Raw genomic sequence first — 15,726 nt, 5'->3', positions numbered from 1 at the left:
TTTATATCCTCTTCACTTTTTGAATTACAAATTCTACAATATAGAAAGGTGTAGACTGTATCTACACCTAGCACCTACACCAAACTTCACCCAGAAGGAAATTCCCGATTCACTATACTTCGGGACAAAAGTTAAAAGGGAAAATAATATACGACATTGATCATATTCTTCTCATCAACAACATCTGTGGAACAAAAATAGGTTAGATTATTACTATAGTTCATAACGCAAAATATAGTATTAGGATCAATAAGCGAAAAATCATCAGGAACCATAAGAAAAACATTATTCTCTTTAAGGAATTTCTCTAATTCTTCTTTATTGAATTTTTCAAAAGGAAACCTCCAAGTCTTCGAATAAAGCCTTTTTAAGTCTTCCGTATATTCATAATAAATTAAAGTATCGTTAAAGGACTTTTCAAACATCATTGCATCAACTTCAGATTTTTGAAAATTCTGATTTAGTAAGTACTGATAGCCAATCCGTGCCTCTTCAACTCTAAACAATTCCAGTTTCAACTTCTCTGATCCACAGGACATAAAAACTGCAACAGCTCCCATTATCAATAGGTTCTTTAGCTTCATAATTTCAATATTTTTGTTTACTTCCTGGCCCATGGCTTCTACCCCTTTTCAACCCAAAGTGTTCTCTCATTTTATTAGGATTACCACTTTCAGTCTTCCCAACTGTATGGATATGGTATAGGATCTCATGTAGCGTGAGAGCACCTATTGTCCATGTATTCGTCTTATTTCTATTATCAGTGTTTGGTAATTTATTGGAAAGAATAACATTGTTTGAAGAAACTGTATATCCTCCCCCAAAGCCATTCAGCAATCCCTTTCCATCCATTCCTTTAGGAACTGAATTTTTAAATTTACTCCCATTATCTTGGACGATATCAACATATACATCTCCGGATCCACTGACAACATCCTTCATGCCTGAAGTATACTTATCCTGATTCCAGTCGAAATCTTCATTTAACGAAATAGCATAATCTGTTGTGGTTACCAGGTCATATTCTGCCGACTTGAATATATTCCCCCAACTTGAAGGGTCTAAAAGCGACCAATCATTTGTTCTAGTTTTTTCTGTTTTACTTCTTTCATGAGTACTAAAACCAGAAGTCCCGTATGTACTTTCGAAAATTCTGTTTAAATCATTGACAATGGATTCTATAACCGCCCTATTGTTGTTAACTATGCTATCCCCGTTGATATCAATATTACTTATAGGGTTATTTGCTCCGTATTGGTAAGGCGATAGAGAACTGTACTTTTCTGAAAATCTGTCGATCCGGTTAAAACGTCCTATGACTGGATCATACATACGTTGACCATAATCGTAGTTCTGAAGACCGTTGTCTTCAATCAGCTCTTTACCGTTGTAGAGGTACTTATTCTTCTTCACCCCTGCATACTCGTAGCCGATTCCCTTCAGTTCCAAGCCCCATGGATCATAGTGCGTCTCTTGCACCAGAAGCGAACCCTGACTAAGCACCCGAAAGTTATCAAACCAGACATCCTGAGCTGTCTCATTGACTACGAAGGTTTCAATATATCCATTTTTCTTGATTGCCAGCTTCTCTTCCAGTTCTTCATGTTTGTTGGTGGCGTTTTTGGATAGGACTTCCTTGCCGACTTCGTAGCGGTTACTATCTTCATCGTATAGCGCATAGATCAAGTAGGCCTCCGGAACTTCTTTTCGCTGTAAATCCTTGGCGAGGATATCTCCCCTAGGCGTAGATTCTTCTCAGCAGCTCTGAAGTTCGATTTGACGCTGGGTGGAATTTGCAATTCCACCCTCATATTCTTACCAATTTGCAATTGGTTTTCTTGTATCATAAGCAAATTAAAAATTTGTTTGAATAACAAGGCGTAATTGCAAATTACGCCTAGCAACGTCACTTTTAAATTCTAACTCAAACTACACTCAGCAGGGGGAACTGGATTATTTAAAGTATAGTTGTAGGGACTAAAATGATAATAAAGCTCACTTTTCGGATCCACAACCCCCCATCTCCCAATCGCAGGATCATACATCCTCGCCCCGTAGTCATAGTACTGTAGGCCAGCCTCCTCGATAAGTTCTTTTCCATTGTAGAGGTACTTATTCTTCTTCACCCCGGCGTACTCGTAGCCGATGCCGGTTAGCTCTAGTCCCCATGGATCATAGTGCGTTTCCTGCACGATTACCGAACCCGTACTCAGCACCCGGAAGTTATCAAACCATACATCCTGGCTGGCCCCCCCTCTAAGCGTAGTATCTGCTCTGCACCTTTGAAGTTCAATTTGACGCTGGGTGAAGTTTGTAACTTCACCCTCATATCCAAACCAATTTGCAATTGGCCATGTATATACAATCACCAATAATCCACTTCAATCAAGCCCTTTAGTCCTGAGTAATTTCTCGCACTGGAATATAGGTATTCTTCGGCATTTTCGACCCAGCCTGCTCTAACCGGATTCTCATGAATGTACTTCATTCTACTCTCGATCATCTCGGGACGAAAAAGCTCTATAGCGTGGTTTTCATGTGTCCAAAACTGCAAATCACCAGACCTTTTATTGGACTTTGCATGATATTCAAAGATCATTTTCAGCCATTCCCGGCGACTTTCCTGGGGATTCTCAAGAATCATTTTCAATAATTTTTTACTGGTGAACTTTTTAAAATCCCTCACCCAATCCGAAAGCTTACCATCCTTTTGCTGAACTACCAAATGAACATGATTGCTCATAATCACATATCCATACAAGTACAATCCCTTTTCCGACAGACAATACGAAAGGTTTTCCAAAATGAAATCCCGATATGCTTTTCTTGTAAAAACATCAGCCCAACCTACCACTTGAAAAGTCAAAAAATAAGGCAGTTCTTGGTCTCTTATCTGATAGGCCTCTCCCATAAAACAATGTTTTTCGATATCACCAAATTACAAATTTGTTTGGATAGAAAGGTGTAGTTACAAACTACACCTAGTCCCAATCAAGCACATTCTACACCCAGAAGGGGGCTTTTGTGTTTTTAAACATCTAATAGATCTTCGATTTTATAAGATCCAACAGCTTGGGATTGTCTTCCATTAAATTACCGTTTAGGATTGTCCCATAGAACCCTCCCAAACATAGTGTATCGGAAGTTTCATCCTTATAATCTACTATAAGCTTTATCCTAACATCCACGTCACGGGGCAAGTCCACTTTTTCGTAAGGTTCCAATTTCCTCATTTCAGTCTCAAGTGCATTTAAAAATGCCTTGTTCTTTATGTCTTTTCTTTTTACCTCAACCAGATTATACTCTATGCTTGAGCAGGTTATTGGTATAATAACCGTTGCCTCATCTGATCCGTACAAGAATTTTGCACGTCTTACTGAGGTCGAAGAACACGAACAAAGGAAAAAGGTGGCTCCCATTACCAAAACAATCCTGAAAACATATCTTCTCATAATATTACCAATTAATATCTCGAGCTTTCTTTTGGCGTTCTATTAATCTCTGACGATGTACTTGCGTTGCTTGAGGGTTAATCTTATTGGACGTTGGCCCATGGGTAATTACCGACTGGCCTTCATGTCTTGTTCTTGTAACCCCATTTGCAGGTATTTCTCTATTTGCTCGAGCAGTTTTTCGTTCTGAACCTTCTATTACCCTCACTTCTTCTCTACCACTTCTAGTATCTTCCCTATATTGTTCGTAATTGGTTATCCTCTGGTTGGCATGATCAGATTCATGTTCCAATACTGTAGCAGGAGATACCACCGTTCCATTTTCATACTGTGCCCCTTCCATCGGATTCCAGTATATATTTCCAACATTAGGTCTACCTCCAGGAGTATGCTGGGATGAATACTCAGTAAATGCAACATTCACTAGCGCTTTGCTGTTTCCAGCTATTTCCTGCATTTTCTCCCCACCACCGTTTTCAACATTGTAATTGTAAGCACTCAGGAACTGCTGGACGAACTCGTTTTTGGGGGCACCATCAGAATTCGTGCCGGTAAACCTGAAGTTCTGCTGCTTTCCCTTGTCATCGGTGTACCAGATTAAAAAGTCCTTACCATCTGGGTCTATCATCAATATAGGGTTGTTCGCTACCCAGCTGTAAGGGGACATAGAGGGGTACTTATCCGCATGCGGATCCAATTGCCACGTCCTTCCTATAACAGGATCATATCCACGGGCTTCAAAATCGTAAATATTCAGGTTTAAGTCATCCATCAACTCTTTGCCTTGATACAGATACTTATTCTTCTTCACTCCGGCATACTCGTAGCCGATGCCAGTTAGCTCTAGACCCCATGGGTCATAATGCGTTTCCTGCACGATCACCGAACCCTGACTAAGCACCCGGAAGTTATCAAACCATACATCCTGACTGGTCTCATTGACTACGAAGGTTTCAATATACCCATTTTTCTTGATGGCCAGCTTCTCTTCCAGTTCTTCATGTTTGTTGGCGGCGTTTCTGGATAGGACTTGCTTGCCGACCTCATATCGGTTGCTGTCCTGATCGTATAGCGCATAGATCAGGTAGGCCTCGGGAGCTTCTTTCTTCTCCAGGTCCTTGGCGAGGATATCCACGAGATTGAGTACTGCGATTGGATTGGCTCCGCCTGCTCGGCTGGTATTGAGTGCGAGTTCGTTCAGCTGATCGATCATCGCTACTTTCGCTCCTGAGGTGGCGAAGCTACCCGCATTTACTCTGGATTTCCTCTTGTCTAGGTACTTGCCATGTACGGATAGCACTATACTATCGCCCTCGAAGATCTCTAGGGAAGTTCCCGGACCGACTAGCTCTCCTCGACTGGCATTGAGCCAAGCCACTTCCTGTCCACCTGGAGTGATGTTATGTCTGGGTTCGCTTTTCCGTGTCGGTTTGAGCTGGGTAAATAGTTGCTCTTCTTCTTCCGCCTTGCCAGATTCCATCGTGGCGATTCGAAGATTGGCGGCAGGGTTTCGGAGTACTTGGCGGATATTTCCCAGGTGGTCTTTCATGTAGTACTCGTAAAAGAGACCGGTTGGTTCGGCTGCTACCCTGCCCTCCTCATGGATCAGGTAGTCCAAAGCTCCGTTTTGGTACACAAACTCCCCGATGTAATCTTGGGTAGTGGTCAGGGTGCCGGAGGTATTGTAGGTTTTTTGGGTGAGTTTGACACCTTCGGCATCGTAGGTGAATCTGATTTTTGCTCCGGTATCGAATGACACTTCTGAGGGCAGATTCAGGTGGTTGTAGCTGATGTTAGATATCTGCTTATCCAAGTTGGTCTTCAGGTTGCCATTGGCATCGTAGCTATAGGCAGCTGTACTTCTCTCTTTGAAATCCTTTGCTGTGTAGGTAAGAGCCGATATCCCATCTGCTACTTGTGTAAGCTTATTGCTATTTGCCTGATAGGTATAGCTGAGCTGATCTACAATGTCATAAGTTCCCGGCGTTCGCTCATTTTTTCGAGTCAGCGCGGTAATATTTCCGTTGGCATCGTAGTTCATTCCATTTACTGTAAACCAGTTTGTTTCCCCTGAGGCGGAATAATTAGCCGCAGTGATGCGGTTTACCTTATCATAAATATAGTTGTAAGTTCTTGTTTTCCCAGATCCTGTCGATGCACTCCAGTCGATGCGGGAGATGTTTCCATTCCAATTATTTTGAGTTCCGCCCGATTCGTAGTAGTTAGTCTGCTTATATCCTTCTGGCAAGCTACTTCCCAAAGTTTTGAGCCAGCCTCGGATATTATACGAATAGGTTTGGTTTGCACTGGTAAGTTGTGGGAAAGCCTTAGCTGTCAACTGTCCGAGATCGTTATAGGTATTTTGAACAATAGTCTGGGCAGTCTGGCTCCCGATCTTATGCGTTACGGTAGCCAATAATCCCGCAACATTGTACGAATAAGTCCTTAGAATTGCCTGATTAGGAGAGCTACTGTTGACGCTCAAGGATAATGTAGGTTGACCCTCAAAATTGTAGTTAGTAGATGTCCGCAGCGTTCCCCCAAGCTGTTGCTGGGCAAGAGTCTGTATAACCAGCCCCTTGTCATTGTAGTAAATCGCGGTAGTGTAAAATTCCCCAGTATCCAGATTTTTTACTTTTTTGCCAGTGGGTAGTCCATGAACTCGAGTGCTGGCTGTAGGAGTAAAGCCTGAATAGGGGCTGCTAGGTGCAGCATAAGCAAAGCCAGTTAGGAACTGGTAGCTGTCATAATAATTAACCGTCAGGATTTCTCCCTCGTCTGTGGGCCATGCACCGGTTGCCCCTGATGTAGCTGACCCGATCCGAGCTATAAAATTTTGGTTATCCGTTGCTTTCATACTAAAACCAGGCTGTAAAGTAATCGTGGATGAGGCGACATATTCATTATACCCATCATACTTGGCTGAAGTGAGTGTAGTTCCTGTTTTGATATTGGCTGTGTTTCCGTTTATAGTGGCATTGTTTGAAGCTTGTGCATCTACTGTGTTCTGGATCGTAGCGCGTGTAGCATTATCATTGACCAGGCCTGTGAGTATGACTCTACCCAGTCCATCATATTTGGTATAAAGCCATTTTTTGGGTGCCGCAGCCATGCTCGCATCCTGAAATGCAACCAAACGATCTTGCTTGTCATAAACCATAGATTCCAGACCTTTACCCGGTACACGCTTCTCAATCATTCGACCTCTTCCGTCATAAGAGTATCGAAAATACAATTCATTGGAAAATGTAGCATTGGTACTTTGAGTGGTACTCCAATTCTGAGTGACTAAAACTTCAACTGCTTTGGGAGGGATTACTATTCGCAGCAGGCCAAGATCATCATAAACATAGTAGGTACAAAGCCATCCAGAATGGCCATTTCCAGTTGGAGTTGCGGTATTCTGGACTTTTTTAAGAATAACCTTTCCAAGTATATCAGTGTATTGGACAGTACGCTTATTATTTTCATCATCAGTGATTTCCACCCATAACAAGTTGTTTGCATATACTGAGGAAGTGACTGGAAGACCTGAACTGTTCACTGTTAATATCCTCACACCTTCATCTGAAGTATTTGTCCTTCTTGTGAACTTCACTTCCTTTCCTGTACCCATTTTCCAGGCAGTTCCAGGGGCAGCTTGTTTATCTACTCTGTTTAAGGGAGAGGGTTCAAATTGAGTTTCTACATAGCCGAAAGAGTCACCATAAATGGGAACTGTCCTACTAGAATGCATTGTGAGGGCATTAGTCCTGAAGCTCCCGTCTTGCGAACCTGAAGATTCAAAATAGGGAAGGTATTCTTTTTCCTGACGGCCAAAATCATTATAAACTATAGGGGAAATCAAGTCCTTACCTGTGATCGTAGACTGCTTACTTATAGTCTGTATAGGTCTGCCAAGGCCATCCAGATAGGTGAAATTCTTGTAAGATTGATTAGGTGTACCGGTTATAACTGTAGTCAAAGAAGTGGTTGGAGTTCGAGCCTTATAAGTTTTGACAAAATTTTGTGTACCCTGACCAAACGAGATTGTTATGGTAATAAAAAAAAGAAAAAAGGCTGGGATCAAGTTATATCTCATCTTTAAAAATAATTAGTTACCAGTAGCGTAATTATATTCGTAATGCTCCAAAATGTTTCCCTCCTCGTCCTTGATGGTAATCAAGCGGTTTGACGCATCATAAACGTAGGTAATCGTATATCCCTTTGGGTCTGTTTGGCTAGTCACGCCTACTAAAGGTTCATAGGTAAAGGAGGTCATCATGGATTCAGCAGGATATAGCCTAAGCTCATCGATTATTACACTACTTCCTGAAATCGTAAGACTTGAAGATGCAATGTTCTTTTCCACCCATTTCCAGGTAGTGGTAAGAGATTCTGTTTGACCACCAACAATAACATTTCCTGAACCAGAACTCATTCTCGCCCAGAAACCAACTTTATAAGGGTTCGAAGAGGAAGCTCCTATACCAGTTTTGGTTACCGAGCCAGAGCTAAGATTGTACGCTTTCTTCCCTGTTTTGTAGGTCGTTGTAATAGGGGTACCGCTGTAGGTCCAACCGCCCTTGTTATCCGTATATTCGAAACTACTAAATGCTATATCAGAATCAGAGGCATTAAAATTTTGAACATACGCTACTGGTTTGGTACCGGTATTGTCGTATAGTGTTTTAGTTTTCATTTCCAGATCACGAGTAAGTGAGGGGTAATTTTTTAAATTATAGGCTAAAACCTCACTAGCCAATCTGAATCCCGCACTACTGGTAGGGTCTGAAAGTGATAAACTATACGTACTTGTTGAACTCTGTAAATCAATGGAATAGGCTTTTTGGATCACCCTTTTGCCATTGATTGTTGACAAAGGAAAATATGCACCTCCAATTGTATATTCTATACCGCCCCTTATTTTTTTATCCAAGTAAAGAATAGGTTCTTTATACAGTGTATATGCGCTCTGCCCCCCTATTTCATCAGTATAAAAGAAATATCGGCTTTTACCATCACCGTTAGTGCTTGAACCTCTGTAGACTGATTTTATGATTTGATTGTTGATTGAATCAATGGAATAAAACACGTTAGATTCTATGGCAATACCATTTTCAAAAACTTTGGTCGTTTCTTTAATCTTGGAAATAAGAGCAGATACGTAACCATATTTAAAAAGATTATAAACAGCAGGCTTGAAAAGCCATTGTTGTCCTGGTTCAACTTCTGCTCGCTCCCTATTTAGTTTCATTCCAAAAGAGTAAAAAGAACTTGGACCAGCACTTGCCTGAAAGGAAGAATTATTTGTAATGAATGTCTTGTATTGATAAGACTTTTCTTCAATCTTTTGAAGATTGGTCCCACTACCTTCAAAAACTTCGGTTTTGGTTGGAATTCCATACGTCCAATCATAATTTATCTGAGCAATTGAAACTGACGGATTTGGAACGATATCTCCAATTTTCGAAAAATGATAAACTCTCTTTCCTTGAGAACCATCATTAATAATTTCCTCTACTCTAGAATAAGTGACATTATAACTTCTACCCATGAGTGAGGATTGTTGATCATCACTGCTAACTAAATAAAAAAAACACTCCAATCTATAGGGGCCAGTGTCCAAATCATGTTGCCATTGGGATTGTTGATCAATAAAATTTACTGTACCCTGAAGGTTATCAATTAAACCAGATGAGTTTGTGCTAGCCTCTTGGATGTACTTATAGTCGATGTACTTTGCTAGTAAATTAGTCCCTGAAAACGAATTAATTCGCTTGATTCTAACTCCTGGACCCACTTTATTCTGGCCGGCAAAATAAACCATGTTCGGCTCATACTCAAAAGTAGAATACCCTTTTGTTGGATAAGTAATTCTATTAAGCATTCCAGCTGTGACCCTGCTGGCATTAGGTTCTCTATTTGCACCAGAAGTATTATGAGAGGAATGGTAGGGAATTGAACTGTATACATTATTAAAAATATGATACCCATAGAAATCCTGATCATAGGATAATCTTGGCGCCAAATTACCATTATATGAAAAGGAATATACTTGATCAGTATTGATAATAACCTGATCAAGCTTCAATCTTTTATCCCAAGCGCTTTGATGATTGGGGCCAGTGGACCCAGAAGAAGTAAAATAAGATGAAATAAATTCAACTTTCCTTACCGGCGAAATATCTCCTGTGTTGTAAATTTCTACAAACTGAAGAGATTTAGCCCCAGGTAAGTCCTGACGGGTTCCACCACTAGTACTTTCATTTTTGTATTTAAAAAGTATTTGTTCATTCTCAGAAGTCTCTATTCTTATTAATCTTTTTCCGGTAACTGAACTCACTTGAATACAATTAACATCCGGTAAATTAGTATCCACTTGACACCCATTACCTGTTATCCAAGCATATTTCTGCTCGGTTCTATTTATTGCATAGGAATAATTCTCATTCTCATAAAAGAAATTAATGATTCCCCCTTCCTTTGATTCGATTTTTGATAAATAATAAGAGTTATTATAAACTCCAACATTGATACATCCTTCAGATTGCAAATAAAGAGAACCAGGACATCCAGGCGGGAGATAAGTAGTTTCAACTACATCAAAAGTATATTGGGTAAAATTTTTATCAATAACAACATATGAATTCCCCAGATCCATTATGGTCAAACCAGTATATGGCACTTCTCGATAAACACCTTGATAAACAGGAACCATCACCCCAGAATGACTGCCAAAATTAAAATTTATCACATCCGGTTCTGTATCGACACAGTTATTCAGTCCATCATGTGCCCACATGTAATCAACATTATTCCTACTAGCCGGAAAGGAGGTTGTGGTCGTATGAGGATTAAAAGTTGAAAAATTGGTAGGAAGTTGAACAAAATCTCCTCCAATTTTATTTGCAGTATTTGCTAATACTCCTGAGGCATTTAGTGCCCATCCCAGACCTACATTCGAAGATACTTGATTTACTTTTATCCCGCCACCATGGTAAGCCAACCCGATATTATGCGAATAGCCATTTACAGTTATAGTATGAATTGGAATTCCGATGTTGGCAATCCCTGTTGAATAATTAACGGGGATTTCACCAAACTGCCCCAAAGAAGCCATCTGAGGTGAAGGTGGGACTTGCATCTTTCGAAAAGGTTCTACTGGACTAAATGGTTCTGAAAACATATTCAATGTCAGAACCTCTTGTTCTTTTTTTAATGTATCTGATTTTGACTTATCAGTTTCTTGATTAGAATTCTGTGCCCAAGATGTGAAAACACAAAAGCAAAATGCGATAACAAAAGTAAAAATTGCTTTCATTTTTGATTTAAATTATTATAAGCGCAGGACAAAATTTAGTTTATTTATATCCCACCAGTGAAAACCGGGTAATGAACTTGTATAGGTCAAGCTCCTCTTTTATTTCAAAACATTTATTTTCTTCTCCAGCTCAATCACATACAGAGTCAACTCCTCAATCTTCTCTAGGAGCTAAATATTCATTTCCAAGAGGTTCACACCACCTTCGATTACTTCTTTTTCGGTTGGAATATTTGGGAGGTGACCGTTTTTTGCGATAAAAGCCTCTACTTCTGATAAGGGCATTAATTTGTATTTTGGATCGAAAACGAAATCTGCCCATCCTGCTGTGGTCACATTGACTTCTTTTGCCCCAATTACCCCGTTGACAGCCAATAAATATTGCGGAACTTTGGTGCCGATTCCCACATTTCCATTTGATAAAACTCTTATCCGTTCAGTATAACTTCCATTGTTAGTTATAATCCTTAGATGGTTGTTTGGTCCGGTCATGATTAAACCATCATGACCGGACATAAAAACTCCCTGAGTACTACTGTAGGCATCTGAGCCAGCACCATAACTTACTAAGTCTACTGTCTTATTAGCAAACTGAAATCTAGCCCTGTTTCCTTCAGAAGCTTGTAGATGCAGCTGATAAAGAGGAGAGAGCGTCCCGATCCCGACGTTCCCGCTACTTGGAAAATAATTGGACTGGGCCAAAACGGTTTCTGAAAAAAAAATAAATAGGCAAATAAAAATTAAGTTATTTTTCATTTTGTAATTTGATTTGGATTTGATTTATTTTTCTGTCCTGTTCATCATACTGCCCTTTTAGCTCTATGATATAAAGCGTCAACTCCTCTATCTTTTCCAGTAATTTAATATTCATCTCCAGTAGATTAACACCCTGTTCAAATACTTCCTTTTCAGTTGGAATATTGGGTAGGTGCCCGTTATTGAAAATAAAAGCCTCTACCTCAGACAAGGGTATTAGCTGATAATCCGGCTCAAAAACATAATCTGCCCAGCCAGTTGCTGTGACATTCACCTCTTTCGTCTTGATTGTGCCATTTACTTCCAACTTATTGGTGGGAGATGAAGTACCAATTCCAACATTGCCGTTAGTTTTGATTCGAATATGTTCCTCTGAATAATTGGTATGAAATGAAAGGTCATGATTGGATTCTGTACCTATTATTCCTCTTGGACCATTCCAATTTGAGTGGGCATAAAATCCAAGTCTAACGGTATTAGTTACAGTAGATACTAAAAATTTTGAAGAACTGATGGAACTAACTTCAATTGCCTTACCCCACCCTTGTGGATTATGAGGGTTGCTCGTACCAAATCCAATATTACCCAGAGAAGTGACTACCATGGCATCAGTCCATACCGATGCGTTGTGTCTGTATTGTAAATTCAAAGTGGTGAACTCTCCCGGATCACCATTTATCAGTCTATGCCCAAATCCATTTCCCCAGGATGAGGTAGTAAAACTTATGGCCCTACCCGATCCTACTGTTGAATTCAATTGGTCAAAGTTTAAGGTCTGGGCATTAACAGTGTAAAAAGTCAGCCCTAGAAAAATTGAAAGTAAAATCACGAATCTCATATCACTCATATTTCGAGCAAATAGAAAAATAGTTTTTGAACAAAAAATACCCATAAATGGGTATTTTTTGTTCAAAAATTTTTAATTAAAAGAATATTATTTGGTTAAAAACTCGATTTCAAATACAGTTAAAGTAACTTCAATATCACTTTCTTTCTCAAATGGAAATTCAATTGATATATTTATCAATTAGTTTTACATTTAAAACCATCTTTCTAAAAAAATACAACAAGTTCTTGTCAAAAGATTAAATTTCATTCAAATATGAATACTTAACTTACTAAGATGCCAATAGATTCTTTTGTCATGAGCAATTTAAAACTCAAAAAATAATTGAATTATTTTCGAGTTCAAGGCAAAAATTATTTTTTTAAAAGTATTTTGATCTGGATATAAGTGTTTTTTAAAGGTCATATGGAATCTCCCATGGCTAATAACCATCCCACTTACTGATCTCTTCGCCAAGCTAGATTTCTTCAGTTTATCTACCCGGTTTTTTATTAAAAATTCCGGATTCAAGTAATTCTATTAACCCGATAAAGCAACCTTTGATACCAATAATCCAAACTGTTTTTTATTTAGTGAAATTGATTTTCTAAGTGCTTTGTCATAATCCAAGTATAATTATTTAAAAAAGACCCAGCTTAATTAAGCTGGGTCTTTTCAAAAACAAATAGTCAATAGGTAAAATATATTGCTCAAATTCTGGGCCGTGATCGAGCCTTTTTAGGAGATTGACCCGGAGAGTCATCCATTGGAGTACGATTTTCCTCCTTCTTCAGGTCTTTTTTTTTACATTCATCGGCCTTGGTCTCCGATCCCCCCTCTAGGCGTAATATCTGCTCTGCACCTTTGAAGTTCAATTTGACGCTTGGTTCAGGTTAAAGATATGAGTTTGTAACTTCACCCTCATATCCTTACCATCCCGTACAGCTGTCGGGATTCAATTGGTTTAAGATCCAAATTTCTAGTCTCTTAATCAAATTCGAATTACAAATTCTATTTGATATAAAGGCGTAATTACTCCCGACAATTGTCGTGGATTACACCTAGGCAACGTCCTTTTTAAAATTCACCTTCAAACTATACTCAGCGGGGGAACTATTAAAATTCATCTTTTTATCGAGATAGTACAGCATTATTCTATAGATTTGGTACAGCATTAAATTATTGTAATAGCACATCTCTAATTTATTGAACTACCAACAAGGACAATTCATTTGAAAGAATATGGCAACTCCGGCTGAAAAATTAGCTGATTCATTACAAGAACTTAAAGCGCTTCAAGATCAAGGAGTCGTGGCCATAAAATCGGAAATGCTCAGTCGTACACACAGAGAGCGACTGCTTAAAAATAAATTCATTGAAGAGGTTTATAAAGGTTGGTATTTAGCTGTCCCTCCGGCTTTCAATGAAGGGGATAGTACGGTCTGGTTCAGCAATTATTGGGAGTTTTGTGTTCAATATCTGGAAGATAGATTTGGGGAAGATTGGTGTCTTTCAGCGGAGCAATCCTTGATGCTACATGCTGGAAATACCACCATTCCCTCTCAATTGATTGTACGATCTCCCCAAGCCAACAATGCCAGCACTTCTCTACTGTATAGCACCTCAATATTTTTATTGAAAGCTAATTTGCCCGACAAGCATGAACAGGTTGTAAATCAAGGGATAAGAATGTATTCTTTGCCCGCTGCATTGGTCAGATGTTCCCCAAGCACCTATATTCATAACCCCTTGGATGTGAGGACAGTCCTTTCCTTGGTGAACGATGCCTCTGAAATCTTGGCATTACTTTTAAATGGAGGCCATAGTGTAATCGCCGGAAGGATCTCCGGTGCGTTCAAAAATATTGGAAAGGAAAAAATAGCTAATACTATCTCTGAGACCATGATTAAGGCAGGGTATGATTGTAGAGTTTCTGATCCATTTGAAAGTCAAACTCATTCACTTTTTACTTCCCGGATAAGGTCTCCCTATGAAGGTAGAATCAAGTTAATGTGGATGGAAATGAGGGAAACAATAATCAAGCAGTTCCCCTCTGAACCAGGAATCCCCTCTGATATAACTTCTTACATTAGATCAGTTGAAGATATTTTTATAACAGATGCCTATCATTCTTTATCCATTGAAAAATATAGAGTTACTCCGGAAATGATTGAAAAGATCAGAGCTGGTAACTGGGATAGTGAAACAAACAAGACTGATAGCCAAGAGCGGGATGCCATGGCCGCAAGGGGCTATTGGGATGCATTTAATTCGGTTAAAAAGAGTGTCAAAAAGATTTTGGGAAAATCAAACCCAGGTCAAGTGGCTGATGAGGATCATGGTGAATGGTATCGCGAACTTTTTGGGCCCAGTGTAGTCGCTGGTTTATTGAAACCATCTGATTTGTCTGGATATAGAAACCACCAAGTTTATATCGGTAATTCTATGCATACCCCCTTGAACAAAGAAGCAGTCCGGGATGCTATGCCAGTTCTTTTTCAACTATTGGAGGAGGAACCAAGTGCAGCTGTGAGGGCAGTTCTCGGTCATTTTGTATTTGTTTTTGTTCATCCCTACATGGATGGAAATGGGAGGATGGGAAGATTTTTGATGAATGCAATGCTTGCATCCGGAGGATACCCATGGACGGTTATCCCTGTTGAGCAGCGTGACAGCTACATGTATGCATTAGAGCAGGCAAGTACCAAACAAAATATTGAGCCATTTACCAATTTTCTTGCTCAATTGGTCGATTCAGGTATGAAAGGTAAACCTATTGCAAAAGTGTAGGAATGTGTTGAGATCCTAACTAGGCTTTGCTGAAAAAGCCTCCGAAGCTTCTTTACTGCTCTTTATCTGAAAGATAGGCACATATTTAAACTCCTCTGGGTGTAGTTTCTTCTCAGCACTTTTGAAGATCAAATGGGTGCTGGGTGTAATCTCCTCCTTAGGCGTAGTATCTCCTCAGAGCGTCTGAAGTTCAATTAGGCGCTGGGTGGAATTTGCCCGCCCTACAAGCCGGGCCAAGGCTAAAATCATTCACAGAATGATTTCTTCACGCCTTGTCCTACCCGAATATCTCTACCATCCAGATGACTATCGGGATTCAATTGGCTATATTCCTCAAAATCTTGTATCCTAAGCAAATTACAAATTCGTTTTTATAGGAAGACGTAATTACTCCCGTATGTACTTATAGATTAGGCAAGGTCCTTTTTAAAATTCAACCTTAAACTACACTCATCGGAGGAAATCCATAACCTAAAAAAATGACAGATTAATATGGAATGGGTGCTTTCTCTGTTAATTTTATCTTTCAACTTCATTGAATCAAAAAAACCATAAGCAGAGGGCAGTGGGCATCCACGATAGACATCGGGAGCAGTGGG

At 39.6% G+C, this 15,726-nt stretch carries 11 protein-coding genes; 1 reads left to right on the top strand and 10 read right to left on the bottom strand.

Translation table 11 applies throughout. The features are described from left to right. Positions 1-131: 131 nt before the first annotated feature. The 9 genes from BVC88_RS08210 to BVC88_RS08170 form a co-directional block, all read right to left on the bottom strand. Entirely contained in the window at positions 132-584 is a 453-nt protein-coding gene (locus BVC88_RS08210; protein WP_139316546.1) for a hypothetical protein, read from the bottom strand. A gap of 4 nt (positions 585-588) precedes the next feature. Then, positions 589-1,686, bottom strand: a complete 1,098-nt coding sequence (locus BVC88_RS21010) for an RHS repeat-associated core domain-containing protein (protein WP_217694750.1) — start codon at positions 1,684-1,686, stop codon at positions 589-591. A 233-nt stretch (positions 1,687-1,919) separates the two neighbouring features. After that, positions 1,920-2,369, bottom strand: a complete 450-nt coding sequence (locus tag BVC88_RS08200; RefSeq protein WP_075350197.1) for an RHS repeat-associated core domain-containing protein — start codon at positions 2,367-2,369, stop codon at positions 1,920-1,922. Then, positions 2,366-2,911, bottom strand: a complete 546-nt coding sequence (locus BVC88_RS08195) for an REP-associated tyrosine transposase (RefSeq protein WP_075350196.1) — start codon at positions 2,909-2,911, stop codon at positions 2,366-2,368. The genes BVC88_RS08200 and BVC88_RS08195 overlap by 4 nt, the downstream gene beginning before the upstream one ends. A gap of 127 nt (positions 2,912-3,038) precedes the next feature. After that, entirely contained in the window at positions 3,039-3,359 is a 321-nt protein-coding gene (locus BVC88_RS08190; RefSeq protein ID WP_075350195.1) for a hypothetical protein, read from the bottom strand. A gap of 97 nt (positions 3,360-3,456) precedes the next feature. Then, on the bottom strand, positions 3,457-7,533 hold the full coding sequence (locus tag BVC88_RS08185; RefSeq protein WP_075350194.1) for an RHS repeat protein: 4,077 nt from the start codon (positions 7,531-7,533) through the stop codon (positions 3,457-3,459). 12 nt (positions 7,534-7,545) lie between these two features. Then, entirely contained in the window at positions 7,546-10,755 is a 3,210-nt protein-coding gene (locus BVC88_RS08180) for an RHS repeat domain-containing protein (RefSeq protein WP_075350193.1), read from the bottom strand. 171 nt (positions 10,756-10,926) lie between these two features. After that, on the bottom strand, positions 10,927-11,511 hold the full coding sequence (locus BVC88_RS08175) for a hypothetical protein (RefSeq protein WP_075350192.1): 585 nt from the start codon (positions 11,509-11,511) through the stop codon (positions 10,927-10,929). Beyond that, positions 11,501-12,349: a hypothetical protein gene (locus BVC88_RS08170; RefSeq protein ID WP_139316545.1), complete on the bottom strand. Its 849-nt coding sequence runs from the start codon at positions 12,347-12,349 to the stop codon at positions 11,501-11,503. The genes BVC88_RS08175 and BVC88_RS08170 overlap by 11 nt, the downstream gene beginning before the upstream one ends. 1,230 nt (positions 12,350-13,579) lie before the next feature. Between BVC88_RS08170 and BVC88_RS08160 the strand changes: the two genes are divergently transcribed. Then, positions 13,580-15,127: a Fic family protein gene (locus tag BVC88_RS08160; protein WP_075350189.1), complete on the top strand. Its 1,548-nt coding sequence runs from the start codon at positions 13,580-13,582 to the stop codon at positions 15,125-15,127. A 410-nt stretch (positions 15,128-15,537) separates the two neighbouring features. On the opposite strand, the gene BVC88_RS21470 is transcribed toward BVC88_RS08160, so the two are convergent. After that, on the bottom strand, positions 15,538-15,726 hold a 189-nt coding region (locus BVC88_RS21470), incomplete at its 5' end, for a hypothetical protein (RefSeq protein WP_217694749.1).

This window comes from Algoriphagus marinus, from assembly GCF_001936475.1.
Taxonomy (GTDB): Bacteria; Bacteroidota; Bacteroidia; order Cytophagales; family Cyclobacteriaceae; genus Algoriphagus; species Algoriphagus marinus.
The sequence above is the reverse complement of the archived record's forward strand: the minus strand, read 5'-3'. Positions and strand labels throughout refer to the sequence as shown.